This is a genomic window from Delftia sp. NA_296.1 (assembly GCF_052692095.1).
Genome location: NZ_JBQZGF010000006.1, coordinates 132,923 through 150,175, shown reverse-complemented (window position 1 = coordinate 150,175; position 17,253 = coordinate 132,923). Strand labels below are relative to the sequence as shown.

Here is a 17,253-nt window from a genome sequence, read left to right as displayed (position 1 = left end):
TCAGCACACGGCAGCCGCCTGGCGCTCGGTCGCCAGCCCGAACAGGCTGCCCAGCGCGTGCTGGATCTCATCAGGGGCCAGCTGCCTGGTCTCGGTGCCGCTGGCCGTGATGGTCTTGAGCGCGTCGCCCACCAGGATCATGCGGCCGGCCGGCTGGTGCAGCACCACCACCCGCTTTTGCACGAAGATGGCGTCCGGATGCGTGGAGTTCAGGTAGTTGGCGGGCGCAAAATCCACCCACTCCTGGGGCGACAGGTTGAAGGCGTACTGGTTGGCCCATTCACCGTCCACGCGGGCCTGCAGCAGGTATTCGCCCTGGTCGTCCAGGCTCAGGCGGAAGGTGTCGCCGTCCTGGCGGACCTCGGTGTCCAGCACGTCCAGGGCCATGGGGGCGCGTATGCCGTAGCTGCCAAAGCCCAGGTCGCACAGCCAGCGCCGTCCCTCGACCTCGGCCACCAGGGCCATGTGGGTGCGGGGGCGGCGTGCCGGATAGAACATGGGCCGCGCCGCCACAAAGCGGTAGGCAATGCCCAGGGCCTGCAGCGCCATGGCGAACAGGCCGTTCACCTCGTAGCAGTAGCCGCCCCGGGCGCCGCCGAGGATCTTGCCCGCAATGTCTTCGGGCACCAGAGAGACGATCTTGCCGGCCTGCACGTCCAGGTTCTCGAAAGGCACGGAAAACAGCTGCTGGCGCATCAGCGCATGCAGGGTGGCGGCATTCGCCTGGGCGGAGTCCCCGGTACTGAAGCCGATGCGGCGGAAATAGGCCTGGAGATCGAAATTGCTGGCTTGCATGGGTTTCCTCGGGTTGCTTGATGGCTGCAACGATAAATCGGGGCCACCAATGCCTGTATAAGCAGAATCCAAGAAAACTGACCTGTACAGATTGGCATGCCCACCACCAACGAACCCTTGCCCCAGTACCGCCGCATTGCCCAGGCCCTGCGCCAGACGCTGGCCTGCGGCGCACTGCGCCCCGGCGACAGGCTGATCTCCGCCCGCAGCCTGGCCGAGCGCGAACAGGTCAGCCTGCCCACCGCGCTGGAGGCGCTGCGCTGCCTGGAGGCCGAGGGCCTGATCGTGGCGCGCCCGCGCTCGGGCTACTTTGTGCGGCAGGCAACGGGCGGCGCGGCGCTGCAGGCGTCCCGCCCGTCGTCGCGTCCCGTGCCCGTGACCCTGTCGGCCCTGGCGCGCTCGCTGTTCAGCAGCCCCGACACGCGCCTGATCCCGCTGGGTGCGGCATTGCCCGATCCGGCCTGGCTGCCCACGGCCCGGCTGCAGCGCGCGCTGCAGACCGCCGGGCGCCGCCTGGACGCGCACGGGCAGACCTACAGCATGCCGCCGGGCCGTGCCGACCTGCGCGGCCAGATCGCAGCCCGGGCCGCGCAATGGGGTGCGCGCTTCGGCCCCGATGACCTGGTCCTGACAGCCGGCGCCACCCAGGCCGTGCGGCTGGCCCTGCGCGCCGTGTGCAAGCCCGGCGATGTCGTGGCCGTAGAGCGGCCCGCCTATTTCGGCAGCCTGCTGCTGCTGGAGGACCTGGGCCTGAAGGCGCTGGAGATTGCCACCGATCCCCGCGAAGGCCTGCTGCTGGAGCCGCTGGCCGAGGCCATTGCCCGCCACCGGCCGGCTGCCGTGCTGGCATCGCCCACCGTGCAGAACCCGCTGGGCGCCAGCATGCCGGTGGAGCGCAAGCAGGCCCTGGTGGCGCTGCTGGAGCGGGCGGGCATTCCCTTGATCGAAGACGATGTCTATGGCGACCTTGCGGGCGACGGCCAGCGCCCGCCGGCCTGCAAGGCCTTCGACGGCAGCGGCAACGTGCTGTACTGCGGCTCCGTGTCCAAGACCCTGGCGCCGGGCTGGCGCGTGGGCTGGATTGCGGCGGGCCGCTTCCATGGCCAGGTGCTGCAGGTGCGCCTGGCGGGCGACTGGGCCGGTGCGCCGCTGCTGGAAGCCGCCGTGAGCGAGGTGCTGGCCAGCGGCGACTACGACCGGCACCTGCGCCGTCTCAAGTCCCGCGTGCAGGCCGGGGTGCAGGCCGTCACGGCAAGGGTCGAGGCCAGCTTTCCGCCCGGCACCCGCGTCTCGGCCCCGCGCGCGGGCTTTCTGCTGTGGGTGGAATTGCCGCGCCAGGTGAATGCACTGGAGGTGCACCGCCGCGCGCTGGAGCTGGGCATTGGCGTCAGCCCCGGCCCGCTGTTCTCATCGCGCTCGGACCTGCCCAACCACCTGCGCCTGAACTGCGCCAACGAGCCCACGCCGCGCCTGCTGGGGGCCGTGGGGCAGGTGGGGGAGATATGCCGGGGTTTGGTCGAGGGTGCTGCGGCGCGCCAGGGGGCGCATGTCGGCCAGCCTACTTCTTCTCGCGCGGCACGCGCCCCATGAGGAAGAACTCGGGATTGGGCTGCATGCCGGCAAAGCTGGCCATGCGGTTGGACAGGCCGAAGAAGGCGGTGATGGCGGCGATGTCCCAGATGTCCTCGTCGTCGAAGCCGTGGGCGTGCAGCGCTTCGAAGTCGGCCTCGCAGATTTCATGGCTGCGTTCGCAGACCTTCATGGCGAAGTCCAGCATGGCGCGCTGGCGGGCGCTGATGTCGGCCTTGCGGTAGTTGACGGCCACCTGGTCGGCCACGTAGGGCTGCTTTTCGTAGATGCGCAGGATGGCGCCGTGGGCCACCACGCAGTACAGGCACTGGTTGGCCGCGCTGGTGGTGGTGACGATCATCTCGCGCTCGCCCTTGGTCAGGCTGCCTTCTTCCTTGAGCATGAGGGCATCGTGGTAGGCGAAGAAGGCGCGCCATTCGGCAGGGCGGCGCGCAAAGGCCAGGAAGACGTTGGGGATGAAGCCCGCCTTTTCCTGCACTTCAAGGATGCGGGTGCGGATGTCCTCGGGCAGGCTGGACAGTTCGGGCTGGGGGTAGCGGGCGGTAGCCATGGGTCTTGTCTCCTGGGGGTGGTGGTTGTCGTTGCGGGCCATGTTCGCATGGCCTGCGCTGCGCGGGGTGAACGCGCATGACAGCCTGCCTGCCGCCGAGGTTGCAGATTGCGCCCGGGCTCAGGCGGGCGCCATGTCCGGCTCAGGCCGTTGTGCAAACCAGTCGCCCAGAAAGCCGGTGAGCGCGCGGATCCTGGCCGACATCTCGCTGCGCGTGGCGTGCACCAGGTAGATGTCGGCCGCAGGCAGCTGCCATTGGGGCAGGACCTCGCGCAGCGCGCCTGCGGCCAGCGGCGCGGCCACGTCCCACAGCGAGCGCTGCAGGATGCCGTGGCCGTCCAGTGCCCAGGCCAGGGCTGCTGCGCCGTCGTTGGTGCTCATCACGCCGTTGACCTTGATGTTGTGCTCGCTCAGGCCCTGGCGCGTGCGCCGGCTCAGGCGCCAGCTGCCATAGGTTTCGTCGCTCTCGCGGATCACGATGCAGCGGTGGGCCTGCAGGTCGGCGGGCTGGCGCGGCTCGCCGTGGGCGTTGAGGTAGGAGGGCGCGGCGCACAGCACGCGGCGGTTGGGCAGCAGCAGGCGGGCGGTGAGGGCGGAGTCGGGCAGGGCGCCAAAGCGCACGACGGCGTCAAAGCCCTGCTCGACCAGGTTGACGGGCCTGTCCGTCAGCTGCAGTTGCACCTGCACCTCGGGATAGGCGCGCGCAAACGCCGACAGCGCGGGCGCCAGCCGCTGGCGGCCAAAGCCCAGCGTGCAGGCAATGGACAGCGGGCCGCGCGCCGTGGCGCGCGTGCCCGAGATGCTGCGCTCCAGCGCCTCCAGGTCGGCCAGGATGCGCGCGCCGTCCAGCAGGTAGGCTTCGCCCTCGGGCGTCAGGTGGATGCGCCGTGTCGTGCGCTGCAGCAGGCGCACGCCCAGGCGCCGCTCCAGCAGGGACAGGCGGCGGCTGACGGCGGGCGGCGTCACGCCCATCTGCTGGGCCGCAGCGGCCAGGCTGCCTTCGCGGATCAGCAGCGAGAAGAAACGCAGGTCGGAAAAGCCGTCCATGGTGGATGCGGTGGATGGTTGATTCGTAAATTGAACTGATGGATCAATGCAGTATTTTGCTATTTATGCAGCCTGGTTTACTGATTAGCATGGCAGGCTGACAGTCATGAACAACGTAGAAGGAATCTCCGGGATGCACACAGATCCATGGATGCCGGGCCTGCGCCAGCAGCGCATCACGGTCGATGACGGGGTGGAGATCAACGCGTGGGTGGGCGGGCAGGGTCCGGCCCTGCTGCTGGTGCACGGCCACCCGCAGACCAGCGCCATCTGGCACCGCGTCGCGCCCCGGCTGGCGCAGCAGTTCACCGTGGTGCTGGCCGACCTGCGCGGCTATGGCGACTCCTCGCGCCCGGCCGGCGACCCCGAGCATGTGAACTACAGCAAGCGCACCATGGCCCGCGACCTGCTGCGGCTGATGGCCCGGCTGGGCCATGAGCATTTCAGCGTGCTGGCGCATGACCGGGGCGCGCGCGTGGCGCACCGGCTGGCCATGGACTATCCGGCCAGCGTGCAGCGCCTGGTGCTGCTGGACATCGCGCCCACGCTGGCCATGTACGAGCAGACCGGCGAGGCCTTTGCGCGCGCCTACTGGCACTGGTTCTTCCTGATCCAGCCCGCGCCGCTGCCCGAGCGCCTGATCGAGGCCGATCCCGCCGCCTATGTGCGCGAGATCATGGGCAGGCGCAGCGCCGGCCTGGCGCCCTTCGATCCGCGGGCGCTGGCCGAGTACCAGCGCTGCCTGGCGCTGCCGGGCAGCGCGCACGGCATGTGCGAGGACTACCGCGCCTCGGCCGGCATCGATCTGGAGCATGACCGCGAAGACCGCCAGCTCGGGCGCAGGCTGTCCATGCCGCTGCTGGTGCTCTGGGGCGAGGAGGGCGTGGTGCACCGCTGCTTCGATCCGCTGCGCGAGTGGCAGCTCGTGGCCAATGATGTGCGCGGCCGGCCGCTGGCCTGCGGGCACTACATCGCCGAGGAGGCGCCCGATGCACTGCTGGACGCGGCCCTGCCATTTCTGCTGCAGGCCGGGTAAGTGCCGTCATTGGAGGCACTCGGTACGGCATTCGGGCAAGCCGGCAAAGAGGGGAAAGGTGCATTCACGCCATATCCGTGACGCCATATGCATGACGCCATGGCGTTTTCCTCCGAATTCAATTGGCATGCCAATCATGTGCGGCAATGGTAAGCAATTGAAAAATCCGGGTGCCTGTCTTGCGCGGGCAATGCCGGGGGCGCAGATCCTGAAAACCGCTGCAGGCAAGGCCTGGCAAGCCCTGGGCAAGGGCCTGCGTACATGCGTGCCTGCGACAGGAGGCATGGCTGCGTCAATGCGCAGCCCATTGGCGATCTGTGGTGAAACGCCGAACTGATACAGTCGCGCGGCCCGCCCGAGGGGGAGGGTCTTATTCATCACGGGATATTCACAATGAGCAACAAGAAAACCGTAGTGGCCGCTGCCGTGGCATTGGCCGTCGTGGGGTATGGAGGAACCACGTGGTATACCGGCCAGCGGGCCGAGGCTGGCTACAAGGAGGCCGTGGCCGAATTGCGCAAGGTGCTGGGCGAGAAAGTCGTCGTGACCGACGAGTACCACAAGGGATTCCTCTCCTCCCAGGCCAAGCTGGTGCTGCAGTGGCCTGCGGCGGAAGCTCAGGCCGCCGAGGCGGCTGAAACGGCTGACGCGGCAAAAGCAGCCGACACAGCTGAAGCGCCCGCCGCCGCAGAACCGGTCGCTGCGTCCAAGCCCGTGCGCCTGGTGGTGGACACCACGGTGCGCCACGGCCCGCTGGCCGGTGGCCGACTGGCGGCAGCGGTTTCCGAGACGCGCTTTGCGCTCGATGGCCTGGACGAAAAGAGCACGCAGATGTTGGCCAAGGCCGCAGCCCCCACGCTGACCAGCGTGCACCACTTCACGGGCGGCCAGGATGTGCGCCTGCTGCTGCCCGCCGGCGAGCTGGGCGACCAGGAAGTCACCATGCGCTGGCAGGAAATGGTGCTGGACACGGCCCTGGGCGGTGGCAGCGTCAAGGGCACCTGGCGCTGGCCCGAGGTGGCCCTGCTGGGCCTGCCCAGCCGCGACAAGTCCATGGGCGTGGAAGAGGAAGAGGGCGAGGAGGAGGAATCCGACAACGACGAGGCCCTCCCCACCCAGCCGGCCGCAGTGCCGGTGGAGCGCACCAGCATCATGCTCACGGGCCTGGAGAGCAGCTTCGAGAACAAGGTCATCGACGGCCTGTGGGGCCTGGGCCCCGGCAAGGCCAGCGTGCGCATCGCCCGCTTCGGCATGAGCAGCACGCCCGCCGAAGGCGGCGAGGCCAAGACGCTGCTGGACCTCAAGAACGTGGACGGCAGCTCGGTCATCGAGTCCGACAAGACCACGCTGGGCATGACCACCCAGGTCAAGGGCACGGGCCGCATCGGCCCCATCGATTTCGAGTCCGTGGGCTACGAGGAAAAGATCCAGCGCCTGGACATCGAGGCGCTGCGCGGCTTCCAGCGCGTCATGGTCGAGGGCTACCGCAAGGAGGGCCTGGCCAAGGCGCTGGAATCGCTGGAAGAGCAGGGCATGGGCGTGCTGATGCAGAACGCCCCGCGCCTGGTGGCGGCCCTGCCGGCCTACTCCATGAAGCTGCAGGCCACCTACCAGGACCAGACCGGCCATCTGGAGTACGGCGCCGAAGTGCAAAGCGCGCCCACGCAGGAGCAGGTCGCCCAGGCTGGCTGGATGCCGGCGCTGCTCAAGACCTCGGCACTGCAGGCCAATGCCAGCCTGCCCAAGGCCTGGCTGGAGCCGCTGATCAAGGCATCGGGCAAGCCCGATGTCTCGGCCGAGGATGTGGAAGGCATGCTGGGCATGGCCCAGGCCACGGGCTATGCCCGCCTGGAAGGCGACAAGCTGGTCAGCGCGCTCAAGATGCAGGCCGGCCAGGTCACGCTCAACGGCAAGCCCATCGCCCTGCCCATGGGCGCGCTGCAGTAAGCGGCCATCCACCTTCCGGGCGTCGCCCCGGAAGGGGGTCTCAGGGGTGCCACTGGCTGGCGCGCACCACAGGGGCCTGTGTGCTGGCGCTGCCCGCCAGCGCATAGGACAGCTGGTTGGCCGCCGCCACCACGGTCTGCGCCATGGCTTCCAGCCGGGACTCGGGCAGGCGCGATGCCGGCCCGGAGATGCACACCGATCCCATCAGCCGCCAGTGCATGCCGAACACCGGCGCCGACACCGTGGCCACGCCCTGTTCGCGCTCGCCGATGGACCAGTGGTAGCCGCGCTGGCGGATCTGCTCGTACACCGGCCCCGGTTCGCCTGAAAAGGCCAGGATCACGCGCCCCGGCGAGCCCTGGTCCAGCGGCAGCCCCTCGCCCATGCGCGCATGGTGGCGCAGCGCCTGCGGCCCTTCCACGCGCACGAGGCAGGTGCGCACATTGCCCTCGCGCACATAGAAGGCCGCGCTCTCGCCGCTGGCCTGCGTGAGCGCGCGCAGCGCGGGCTCCAGCACGTTCTGCACATCGAAGCCCGCCTGGTAGCGCGCACCCAGCCAGCCTGCGGCCGGGCCCAGGCGCCAGTCCCCATCGTCCCTTTGCACCATGAAGCCCGACTGCGCCAGCGTACGCGCCAGCCGCAGCACCGTGGTCTTGTGCAGCGCGCAGCGCCGGCTCAGTTCCGCCAGGGACAGGTGCGACTCTCCGAGGGCGAAGGCGCCAAGCAACTGCAAGGCACGCGTGACGGCAATCACGCCGCCGTCCTTGGCCGGGCTGGCCATGTCATCGGGTGGCTGCGCCGGGGAAGGGGTGCTGGGGGGCTTGTTCATGGTGCAAGGCATGCAATTGGTTGCGCTGTATGAAACGGCATTGTATGGGTTGAAACGTTTTCATAAAGTTCGTCCCACGCACCGCAGCCATGCGGGCGTTGGACACAACAAACGGAGACAAACCGCCATGCCGATTCCCTCGCTTTCGCGTTGCCTCAACGCACGCCTTCTTGCCGCCCTGGTTGGCGTTGCCGCCATCGTGCCCATGGGCGCTGCCCAGGCCCAGGACGCCTATCCCCGCAAGCCCATCCGCCTGGTCGTGCCGTTTCCGCCCGGCGGCGGCACGGACATGATCGCGCGCACCGTGGCCCAGCGCTTGGCGGACCACAACAAGTGGACCGTGGTGGTGGACAACCGGCCCGGCGCCGGCGGCAACCTGGGCGTGGATGCCGTGGCCAAGGCCGCGCCGGACGGCCATACCCTGGTCATGGGCCAGACCAGCAACCTGGCCATCAACCCCTCGCTGTACGCCAAGCTGCCCTATGACCCGCTGAAGGACCTGGTGCCCGTGGCGCTGGTGTCTTCCGCGCCCATCGTGATGGCCGCGCCCGCCAACTCGCCCTACAAGACCTTTGACGACCTGGTCAAGGCCGCCAAGGCCAAGCCCGACGGCCTCACGCTGGGCTACTCGGGCAACGGCACGGTGGCGCACCTGGCCGGCGAACTGGCCGAGAACGCGGCCGGCATCAAGCTGCGCCATGTGCCCTACAAGGGCGCGGCCCAGGCCATGACCGACCTGGTGGGCGGGCAGATCGACTTCTACATGTCGGCCGTACCCACGCTGCTGGGCCAGGTGCGCAACGGCAAGCTGCGCGCGGTGATGGTGACCTCGCTCAAGCGCTCCGACCAGCTGCCGCAGACGCCCACGCTGGCCGAGTCGGGCTACAAGGACTTCGAGGCCGTCACCTGGTTCGGCGTGCTGGCCCCGGCCGGGACGCCCCAGGCCATCGTGCAGCAGTTGAACAAGGCCATCAACGACGCGCTGCTCGTGCCCGAGGTGGCCGAGAAGCTGCGCTCCGAAGGCGGCGAGGTGCTGGGCGGCTCGTCCGAGAAGTTCGCCGCGCTGCTGCGCGCCGAGGTGCCGCGCTGGGCACGCATCGTCAAGGACTCGGGCGCCAGCCTGGACTGAGCCCGGGGGCAGGGGCGCCAGCCCTTTCGCTTCCTTCTCGCTCCCACCTCCCTTCCTTTCCTTTCCTCCATCGAGATCTCGCCATGGACTGCGACAGCCTTGCCGTGCCCGTCCGTTTCTCGCAGGGCAGCGCCCGGCCCCGTGCCGTGCTGCCCCCGGATGCCTGCGACTGCCATGTGCATGTCTATGACGGCCGCTACCCGGCAACCCCGGGCGCGCGGCTGCTGCCGCCCGATGCCTCGGCCGGCGACTACCGCGCGCTGCAGCGGCGCCTGGGCACCTCGCGCTGCGTGCTGGTCACGCCGTCCACCTACGGCAGCGACAACCGCTGCATGTTGGACGGGCTGGCCGCCCTCGGCCCGCAGGCGCGGGGCGTGGCCGTGATCGATGGCAGCGAAAGCGATGACCAGCTGCAGCGCCTGCACGGCCTGGGCGTGCGCGGCGTGCGGATGAACCTGTCGCTTGGCGTGACGGGCACGGCCGAGCTGCTGGCGCCGCTGGCCCGCCGCATCGCGCCGCTGGGCTGGCACCTGCAGCTGCTGATGGCGCCGGACCTGCTGGCGTCCCTGGCCGGCGTGCTGCGGCAATTGCCGGTGCCGCTGGTGTTCGACCACTTCGGCCGCATCGCCCCGGTGCAGGCGGGGCGCCATGCGGGCCATGCGTTGCTGCTGGAGCTGCTGGAGGGCGGCCGGGCCTGGGTCAAGTTGTCCGGCGGCTACATCGTCAGCGCGCTGCAGTCGGTCGAAGACCCGGCGCTGGATGCCCTGGCCGCCAGCTATCTGCGCTGCGCGCCCGAGCGCGTGCTCTGGGGCAGTGACTGGCCCCATGTCAGCGCCTCGGCAGGCATGCAGCCCCTGCCCGATGACGCCCGCCAGATCGACCGCCTGGCCGACTGGACCTCCCATGCCGGCGGTGCCGCCACGCTGCAGCGCGTGCTGGTGGACAACCCCCGGGCGCTGTACGGCTTCGAGACCGCAGCGCCGACATCGCTTTGCACACAAGCAGGAGACAAATCATGAACACCTTCCATCCCGCGCGCCGCGCACTGCTGGCCGCAGGCGGCGCCGCCCTGCTGGGGGCGCTGTGCAGCGCCGCCGCCCACGCGCAGCCCGCATGGCCGGCAGGCAAGCTCATCACCTGGGTCGTGCCTTACCCGCCCGGCGGCAGCACCGATGTGCTGGGCCGCCAGGTGGCACTGCAACTGGGCAAGGCCCTGGGCAGCACCGTGATCGTGGACAACCGCGCGGGCGCCACGGGCACCATCGGCGCGGCCTACGTGGCCAAGGCGGCACCGGACGGCCACACGCTGCTGGGCACCTCCATCGGCCCGCAGGCGATCGCGCCCCACCTCATGGGCAAGCTGCCCTATGACCCGATTGCGGGCTTCGAGCCGGTCATCACCATCGGCACCATCCCCCATCTGCTGGTGGTGGGCGCGGCCCAGCCCTTCCAGTCGGTGGCCGATCTGCTGGCCGCCGCCAAGGCGCAGCCGGGCCAGCTGGCCTTTGCCTCGGGCGGCAGCGGAACCATCTTGCAGATGCAGGGCGAGCTGCTGCAAAGAAAGGGCGGCGTGCGCTTCATCCATGCGCCCTACAAGGGCGACACGCCCGCGCTGCAGGACACGCTGGCGGGCCAGGTGCAGTTCATGTTCGCCCCCGTGGCCGCGGCGCTGCCCCATGTGCAGGGCGGCAAGCTGCGCGCGCTGGCCGTGACCTCGGCAGAGCGCCTGAAGGCCCTGCCTGACGTGCCCACCATGGCCGAGGCCGGCATCGGCGACTTCGTGGTCGAACAGTGGCAGGCCGTCTTTGCGCCGGCCAGGACGCCGGCCGCCATCGTGCAGCGCCTGAACCAGGAGATCGGCCAGGCGCTCAAGGACCCGGCCGTCCTGGCGCTGGCCGAGCGGCTGGGCGTGACCCTGGTCGGCGGCACGCCCCGGCAATTGGGCGAGCTGCAGAAATCCGACTCCGCCAAATGGGCGCAACTCATCCGCGAGGCCGGCATCAAGGCCGAGTGAGGCCTTCGGCATTTCCCCTTCTTTTTCTTTCCTCCCCACCTCACTGAACCACCAACCACCATGAGCCAACTCCCAGAAATCATCCGTGACATAGAGCGCGTGGACGCCCAAGTCGTGCAACGCGCAGCAGGCTTTCAGGCCGCCATCCTGGCCGACGTGGCGGGCCGCCGCGGCACCATGCATGCGCGCGTGGCGCCCGTGCACCAGGGCATGAAGGTGGCCGGCCCGGCCTTCACCGTCGAGGTGCGCCCCGGCGACAACCTCATGATCCACGCCGCCATTGCGCTGGCCCGGCCCGGCGACGTGCTGGTCATCGACGGCAAGGGCGACCAGGCGGCGGCGCTCATGGGCACGCTGATGCTCAGCGCCTGCAAGAAGCTGGGCCTGGCCGGCGTCATCGTGGACGGCGCCATCCGCGACCGGCTGGAGCTGCTGGAGCTGGACTTCCCCGTGTTCAGCGCAGGCTTCAATCCCGCAGGCCCGACCAAGTTCGTGCCGGGCCGCATCAACCACGCCATCTCCGCTGGTGGCACGACGGTTCACCCGGGCGACCTGGTGGTGGGCGATGCCGATGGCGTGGTCGTCATCGAGCGCGCCAAGGCACCCGCCATGCTGGAGCTGGCCGTGAAGAAGGTGGCCGACGAGGCCGCCCGCATCGAGGCCATTGCGCGCGGCGACACCGCATCGAAATGGCTGCCCGCCGCCTTGCGCGCGGCCGGCGTGCTCAAGGAAGGGGAATCGCTGTGAGCACCATCATCGTCACCGGCGCCGATCTGGCGCAACAGGCGCTGGACCTGCTGGCGCAGCACGAGATCGTCTATGCGGGCAAGACGCCCACCGAAGAGGACCTGGTCGCGCTGTGCCGCGCCCATGATCCCGTGGCCATCATCGTGCGCTACGGCAAGGTGGGCGCGTCCGTGATGGACGCGGCGCCCTCGCTGCGCGTGATCTCCAAGCACGGCAGCGGCACGGACACCATCGACAAGGTGGCCGCCGCCGAACGCGGCATTGCCGTGGTGGCTGCGGCCGGCGCCAACGCGGCGGCCGTGGCCGAGCAGGCACTGGCCCTGCTGCTGGCCTGCGCCAAGTCGGTGGTGGCGCTGGATGCCCGCATGCACGCAGGCCACTGGGACAAGGCCACGCACAAGAGCCTGGAGCTGGGCGGGCGCACCGTGGGCCTGGTGGGGCTGGGCGCCATCGGGCTGCGCTTTGCGCGCATGGCCGATGCGCTGGGCATGCGCGTGATCGGCTTCGATCCCTTCGCAAAGAACCTGCCCGCCTACGTGCAGCCCGTGGACCTGGAAACCATCTGGCGCGAGTCCGACGCGATTTCGCTGCACTGCCCGCTGACCGAGGAAAACCGGGGCATGCTCGGCGCCTCCACACTGGCGGCCTGCAGGCGCGGCGTGATCGTGGTCAACACCGCACGCGGCGGCCTGATCGACGAGGCCGCGCTGCTGGCTGCCGTGCGCTCGGGCCAGGTGGCGGCTGCAGGGCTGGACAGCTTTGCGGTGGAGCCCATGGTGGCCGGCCATCCGTTCCAGGGCGAGAAGAACTTCGTGCTCAGCCCCCATATCGGCGGCGTGACCGGCGATGCCTACGTGAACATGGGCGTGGGCGCGGCCCGCAATGTGCTGGAGGTGCTGGCCCGCGTGCCTGCGGCGGCCGGCGCCTGAGCCAGGGCAGGGGCGCCGTGCGCGCCCTTGGCCGATGCATGTGCATGCATGTGATTTGAGGAGACAAGCGATGTCGAGGAATTTCCAAGAGGTCCGCCGCCTGGCCTTGCGCGGCGGCCTGCTGGCCGCCGTGGGGCTGGCCGCGCTGGGCGCCCAGCCCGCGCTGGCGCAGAAGGACTATCCGGCCAAGCCCGTGCGGCTGGTCGTGGGCTTTGCGGCGGGCGGCCCCACCGACGTGGTGGCGCGCGCCTTTGCCGACCATGCGGGCAAGGCGCTGGGCCAGCCCTTCGTGGTGGACAACAAGCCCGGGGCCAACACCATCGTGGCCGCGCAGGCCGTGGCTGGTGCGCCGGCCGATGGCTACACCCTGCTATTCGGCGCCACCAACCACAGCATGATCCCGGCGCTGTACCAGGGCCGCGTGAAGTTCGACGTGGTGCGCTCGTTCCGGCCGCTGTGCACGGTGGCCAGCAGCCCCACGGTGCTGGTCGTGGGGCCGGGCATGCCGGCGCGCAGCCTTCAGGAGTACATGGACCAGGCGCGCAGCCGGCCCGGCAGCGTCACGGCCGGCACGGCGGGCATGGGCAGTTCGGGCCATTTCGCCACCGAGATGTTTGCGCGGGCCAAGGGCCTGAAGCTCAACCACGTGCCCTACAAGGGCGCGGCGCCCGTGGTGACCGACCTCATGGGCGGCCAGCTCGACAGCTCGTTCGCCACGCTGGGCTCGGTGCTGCCCCAGGTGCGCAGCGGCAAGCTCACGGCGCTGGCCGTGGCCTCGCCCAAACGCGCGTCCCTGCTGCCCCAGGTGCCCACCTTTGCAGAAGCGGGCGGTGGCGACTACTCGGCCGATGTCTGGTATGGCGTGCTCGCGCCGGCCGGCATTCCCGACAGCGTGGCCCAGGCGCTGGAGCGCGTGGCAGTGGAGTTTGCCAAGAGCGCATCGGCCGCGGAAAAGCTGCATGGCCTGGGCATGGATGCCGAGTCGAGCTGCGGCAGCGCCTTCGCGCAGCGCGTGGCCAGCGAAGCGGCGTCCTATGCGCAGATCGCCCGCGAACTGAACCTGAAGGCGGATTGATTCGGCCGCCGCCCCCTCGAAAAAATCTGGAGACAAGCCATGAAATTCCTTGCCAGAACCCTGATCGCGGCCTGCGCCCTGGCCGCCGCCGTGGCCCAGGCCGCCTTTCCCGAGCGTCCCATCACCCTTGTCGTGCCCTATGCGCCCGGCGGCGGCGCCGACGCGGCCGCGCGCCTGCTGGCCACGCGCATGGGCGCGCGGCTGGGCACCAGCATCATCGTGGACAACCGGCCCGGCGCCAGCGGCACGATTGGCGCCAGCCAGGTGGCCAAGGCGCGCGCCGACGGGTACACGGTGCTCTACGACGCCACGCCGTTTTCCATCAACCCGCATCTGTTTGCCAAGCTGCCCTATGCGCGCAGCGCGCTGCAGCCGCTGTCGCTGGTGCTGCTCATGCCCAATGTGGTCGTGGTCAAGGCCGACTCGCCCGTGCGCAGCGTGGCGGACCTGGCGGCCAGGGCCAAGGCGCAGCCGGGCAAGATCAACTTCGCCTCGGGCGGCAGCGGCACGGTGCAGCGCCTGGCGGCCGAGCTGTTTCGCCAGCGGCTGGAGCTGGACATGGTCCATGTGCCCTACAAGAGCGGCGGGCCGGCCATTGCCGATGTGATGGGCGGGCAGGTGGACTTCATGTTCGGCACCATGGCGGCCACCTATCCGCTGGTCACGGGCGGCAAGCTGCGCGCCCTGGCCGTGGCCGCGCCCCAGCGCTCGGCCCGCCTGCCCGATGTGCCCACCGTGTCCGAGACCGTGATTCCCGGCTACGAGGCCTATGAGTGGAACGGCATCTTCCTGCCCACGGGCACGCCCGAGCCCGTGGCCGCGCGCCTGCACCAGGCGCTGTCCGAGGTGCTGCAGGAAGCCGAGGTGCGCCAGCGACTGAGCGACCTGGGCGCCCAGCCCATGGCATCGACGCCGGCCGAGTTCGCGGCCTTCCTCCGGAAGGAAGACGCCAAGTGGGGCGAGGTGGTGCGCAAGGGCGCCATCGTGCTGGACTGAGCGCATGGCCATGAACGCATCGACCATCGCCGTTGCGCATTCGGCCGGCACGAACCGGCCTTTGCGCACGCTGCCGCCGCTGGCCTGCGACAGCCACATGCACATCTTCGATGCGCGCTTTGCGCCCTCGCCGCACTGGCCGCGCACGCCGCCGCAGGCCGACGTGGCCATGTACCGTCAACTGCAGCAGCGCCTGGGCACTTCGCGCGCCGTGGTGGTCACGCCCTCGACCTATGGCACGGACAACGCCTGCACGCTGGATGCGCTGGAGCGCCTGGGCGATGTGGCGCGCGGCGTGGCCGTGGTCGCCCACGACGTGGCCGATGCCGAGCTGGACCGGCTGGCCGCGCACCGCGTCTGCGGGCTGCGCGTGAACTTTGTCTCGCCGCAGTCCTGGGGCGAGACCACGGCCCACATGCTGGTCACGCTGGCGCACCGGGTTGCACGGCTGGGCTGGCATGTGCAGATTTTTGTGCAGCCCGAACAGCTGGTGGCGCTGGCGCCAGTGCTGGGCGCGCTGCCCGTGCCCCTGGTCGTGGACCACCTGGGCCGCATCGACCCGGCTGAAGGCATGGAGGGCGTGGAGGGCGCGGCCCATGCCGCGCTGCGCCGGCTGCTCGATGGTGGCAACACCTGGGTCAAGCTCTCCGGCGCCTATATGCGTTCATCGGTGGGCGGCCCTTCCTATGCCGACACGCTGCCGCTGGGCCGCGACCTGGTGCGCGCCGCACCCGAGCGCCTGGTCTGGGGCAGCGATTGGCCGCACACCACCGAGGCGCCGGGCTCCGTCAATGACGCCGACCTGGTGGACCTGCTGCAGGCATGGGCCGGCACGGACGAGGCCATGGACCGCATCCTGGTGGACAACCCCGCAAGGCTGTATGGCTTCGACGGCGCGGCCTGACACTCCAAGAAAGACAGACACCATGTTCCTGCTGCAAGCCCCCCAGGTCTGCGACCTCGAATCGTTCACCACCATGCCCGACGCCCTGCGCCGCCCCGAGCGCAGCGACTGGGCCGATGCCAACCGCAGCGGCGCCGTGACCGACTCCTTCCTCGAAGGGCCGGTGTTCGACGCGGCCGGCCATCTGTACGTGGCCGACATTCCCTGGGGCCGCGTCTTCCGCATCGATCCGCAAGGCGCCTGGACCCTGGTGGCCGAGTACGACGGCGAGCCCAACGGCATGAAGTTCCTTGACGAGCGCACGCTGCTGATCACCGACTACAAGAACGGCCTGATGCGCCTGGATGTGGCCACGGGGCGCATCAGCCCCTATCTGCAGAGGCGCAACAGCGAGCGCTTCAAGGGCGTGAACGACCTGGTCTTCGATGCCGAAGGCAACCTCTACTTCACCGACCAGGGCCAGAGTGGCCTGCACGATCCCAGCGGCCGCCTGTACCGCCTGCGGCCGGACGGCCGGCTGGACCTGCTGCTGGCCAACGTGCCCAGCCCCAACGGCGTGGCGCTGTCGCCCGATGGCCGCGTGCTCTACCTGGCCGTGACGCGCGGCAACTGCGTCTGGCGCGTGCCCCTGCTGCCCGATGGCAGCGTGGCCAAGGTGGGGCAGTTCTTCACCTCCTACGGCCCCAGCGGCCCCGACGGGCTGGCCGTGGATGAACAGGGCCGGCTGCTGGTGGCCAACCCGGGCCTGGGCCTGGTGTGGGTGCTCAACCACCGCGCCGAGCCCGTGCAGGTGCTGCGTGGCGTGCCGGGAAGCTCGCTCACCAACCAGGCCTTTGGCGGCGCGGACCGCCGCACGCTGTATGTGACGGACTCCACGCACGGGCGCATTCTGCGTGCCCGGCTGGAGGCGCCGGGGCTGGTGCTGCACGGCTTGAACAAGGGCTGAGGCGGCCGTCGCGACCTTCTCAGCCGTCTCAGTCGTCGCAACCGTTCCTCAGGGCCTGGCCGGCATGTCCAGGATCTCCCGGGCTTCCTGCAGCAGGCCTATCCACAACTGCTCCTGCTGTATGCCGGCCTTGAGCACCAGGTGCTGCAGCCGCCGCTCGCGCGTGGGCGGCTTGTCCAGGAAGTCGCGCTGCTCCAGGCGCTGGTAGACGTCCAGCTGCGCCTGGTGCAGTGCCAGCAGCCGCTGCACTTCGTCCTGCAGTCCGCAGGGGCCCACCACCGCCTCGGCACGCAGGCGGACCATCCATTCCTCGCGCAGCGGCTTGGGGTCTTCCTGCTCGGCCACCCAGCGCTTGAGCTCCTTGCGGCCCGTGGGCAGGATGCGGTACTGGCGCTTGCGGCCCCGGCCGGATTCGGCGGGCAGGGCCTCGATCCATTGCGCCTCTTCCAGCCGGGCGAGTTCGCGGTAGATCTGCTGGTGCGTGGCATTCCAGAAATAGCCGATGGAGCGGTCGAAGCGCTCGGCAAGTTCCGAGCCCGAGCAGGGGTGCTCGACCAAGGCGGTGAGAAGGGCGTGTGGCAGGGACATCGGCAACAAAGGGACTGGCGCTGGGCGCCATCTTACGGGCGTGCATGGAGGTGTGGCCAAGCGCTGCAGTCATTTCTGCAATTTTTTGCGCAACCAGTTGCATAAATAAAGGAGGCTGACTACATTCATGC

18 protein-coding genes are annotated in these 17,253 nt (G+C 69.8%); 13 read left to right on the top strand and 5 right to left on the bottom strand.

The window, feature by feature from the left end; translation table 11 throughout:
- Complete coding sequence (locus tag ACUTR7_RS16670) at positions 1-795, bottom strand: arylamine N-acetyltransferase family protein (protein WP_349613779.1); 795 nt, start codon at positions 793-795, stop codon at positions 1-3.
- Between the two features lie 96 nt (positions 796-891).
- Here ACUTR7_RS16670 and ACUTR7_RS16665 point away from each other — a divergent pair, with 96 nt between their 5' ends.
- Complete coding sequence (locus ACUTR7_RS16665; protein WP_445609323.1) at positions 892-2,385, top strand: aminotransferase-like domain-containing protein; 1,494 nt, start codon at positions 892-894, stop codon at positions 2,383-2,385.
- Here the strand turns inward: ACUTR7_RS16665 and ACUTR7_RS16660 are convergent.
- Together ACUTR7_RS16660 and ACUTR7_RS16655 are read right to left on the bottom strand one after the other, a co-directional pair.
- Complete coding sequence (locus ACUTR7_RS16660; RefSeq protein ID WP_026061994.1) at positions 2,354-2,935, bottom strand: peroxidase-related enzyme; 582 nt, start codon at positions 2,933-2,935, stop codon at positions 2,354-2,356. The two genes, ACUTR7_RS16665 and ACUTR7_RS16660, sit on opposite strands and share 32 nt — an antisense overlap.
- A 120-nt stretch (positions 2,936-3,055) precedes the next feature.
- A complete protein-coding gene (locus ACUTR7_RS16655) occupies positions 3,056-3,982 on the bottom strand; it encodes a LysR family transcriptional regulator (RefSeq protein WP_012206087.1) in 927 nt (308 codons plus the stop codon).
- 133 nt (positions 3,983-4,115) lie between these two features.
- Here ACUTR7_RS16655 and ACUTR7_RS16650 point away from each other — a divergent pair, with 133 nt between their 5' ends.
- From ACUTR7_RS16650 to ACUTR7_RS16640, 3 genes are all read left to right on the top strand, one after another.
- Positions 4,116-5,018, top strand: coding sequence for an alpha/beta fold hydrolase (locus ACUTR7_RS16650; protein WP_445609322.1), 903 nt, complete (start codon positions 4,116-4,118; stop codon positions 5,016-5,018).
- Between the two features lie 91 nt (positions 5,019-5,109).
- Positions 5,110-5,355, top strand: coding sequence for a hypothetical protein (locus tag ACUTR7_RS16645; RefSeq protein ID WP_445609321.1), 246 nt, complete (start codon positions 5,110-5,112; stop codon positions 5,353-5,355).
- Positions 5,356-5,411: 56 nt separating this feature from the next.
- Positions 5,412-6,965, top strand: a complete 1,554-nt coding sequence (locus ACUTR7_RS16640; protein ID WP_445609320.1) for a YdgA family protein — start codon at positions 5,412-5,414, stop codon at positions 6,963-6,965.
- Positions 6,966-7,005: 40 nt separating this feature from the next.
- Here ACUTR7_RS16640 and ACUTR7_RS16635 read toward each other — a convergent pair whose 3' ends face one another.
- A complete protein-coding gene (locus ACUTR7_RS16635; RefSeq protein ID WP_416136096.1) occupies positions 7,006-7,794 on the bottom strand; it encodes an IclR family transcriptional regulator in 789 nt (262 codons plus the stop codon).
- A 127-nt stretch (positions 7,795-7,921) separates the two neighbouring features.
- Between ACUTR7_RS16635 and ACUTR7_RS16630 the strand changes: the two genes are divergently transcribed.
- From ACUTR7_RS16630 to ACUTR7_RS16590, 9 genes are all read left to right on the top strand, one after another.
- Complete coding sequence (locus tag ACUTR7_RS16630) at positions 7,922-8,923, top strand: Bug family tripartite tricarboxylate transporter substrate binding protein (RefSeq protein WP_123693724.1); 1,002 nt, start codon at positions 7,922-7,924, stop codon at positions 8,921-8,923.
- Positions 8,924-9,006: 83 nt separating this feature from the next.
- A complete protein-coding gene (locus ACUTR7_RS16625; protein WP_445609319.1) occupies positions 9,007-9,942 on the top strand; it encodes an amidohydrolase family protein in 936 nt (311 codons plus the stop codon).
- On the top strand, positions 9,939-10,937 hold the full coding sequence (locus ACUTR7_RS16620) for a Bug family tripartite tricarboxylate transporter substrate binding protein (protein ID WP_445609318.1): 999 nt from the start codon (positions 9,939-9,941) through the stop codon (positions 10,935-10,937). The genes ACUTR7_RS16625 and ACUTR7_RS16620 overlap by 4 nt, the downstream gene beginning before the upstream one ends.
- 60 nt (positions 10,938-10,997) lie before the next feature.
- Complete coding sequence (locus tag ACUTR7_RS16615) at positions 10,998-11,684, top strand: RraA family protein (protein WP_445609317.1); 687 nt, start codon at positions 10,998-11,000, stop codon at positions 11,682-11,684.
- Positions 11,681-12,613: an NAD(P)-dependent oxidoreductase gene (locus ACUTR7_RS16610; protein WP_445609316.1), complete on the top strand. Its 933-nt coding sequence runs from the start codon at positions 11,681-11,683 to the stop codon at positions 12,611-12,613. The genes ACUTR7_RS16615 and ACUTR7_RS16610 overlap by 4 nt, the downstream gene beginning before the upstream one ends.
- A gap of 70 nt (positions 12,614-12,683) precedes the next feature.
- On the top strand, positions 12,684-13,688 hold the full coding sequence (locus ACUTR7_RS16605) for a Bug family tripartite tricarboxylate transporter substrate binding protein (RefSeq protein WP_445609315.1): 1,005 nt from the start codon (positions 12,684-12,686) through the stop codon (positions 13,686-13,688).
- A gap of 39 nt (positions 13,689-13,727) precedes the next feature.
- Entirely contained in the window at positions 13,728-14,684 is a 957-nt protein-coding gene (locus ACUTR7_RS16600) for a tripartite tricarboxylate transporter substrate binding protein (RefSeq protein WP_445609314.1), read from the top strand.
- Between the two features lie 4 nt (positions 14,685-14,688).
- On the top strand, positions 14,689-15,588 hold the full coding sequence (locus tag ACUTR7_RS16595) for an amidohydrolase family protein (protein WP_445609313.1): 900 nt from the start codon (positions 14,689-14,691) through the stop codon (positions 15,586-15,588).
- A 22-nt stretch (positions 15,589-15,610) separates the two neighbouring features.
- Positions 15,611-16,534: an SMP-30/gluconolactonase/LRE family protein gene (locus ACUTR7_RS16590; RefSeq protein ID WP_445609312.1), complete on the top strand. Its 924-nt coding sequence runs from the start codon at positions 15,611-15,613 to the stop codon at positions 16,532-16,534.
- 48 nt (positions 16,535-16,582) lie between these two features.
- Here ACUTR7_RS16590 and ACUTR7_RS16585 read toward each other — a convergent pair whose 3' ends face one another.
- Positions 16,583-17,122, bottom strand: coding sequence for a PadR family transcriptional regulator (locus ACUTR7_RS16585; RefSeq protein WP_016446262.1), 540 nt, complete (start codon positions 17,120-17,122; stop codon positions 16,583-16,585).
- Positions 17,123-17,253: the final 131 nt, after the last annotated feature.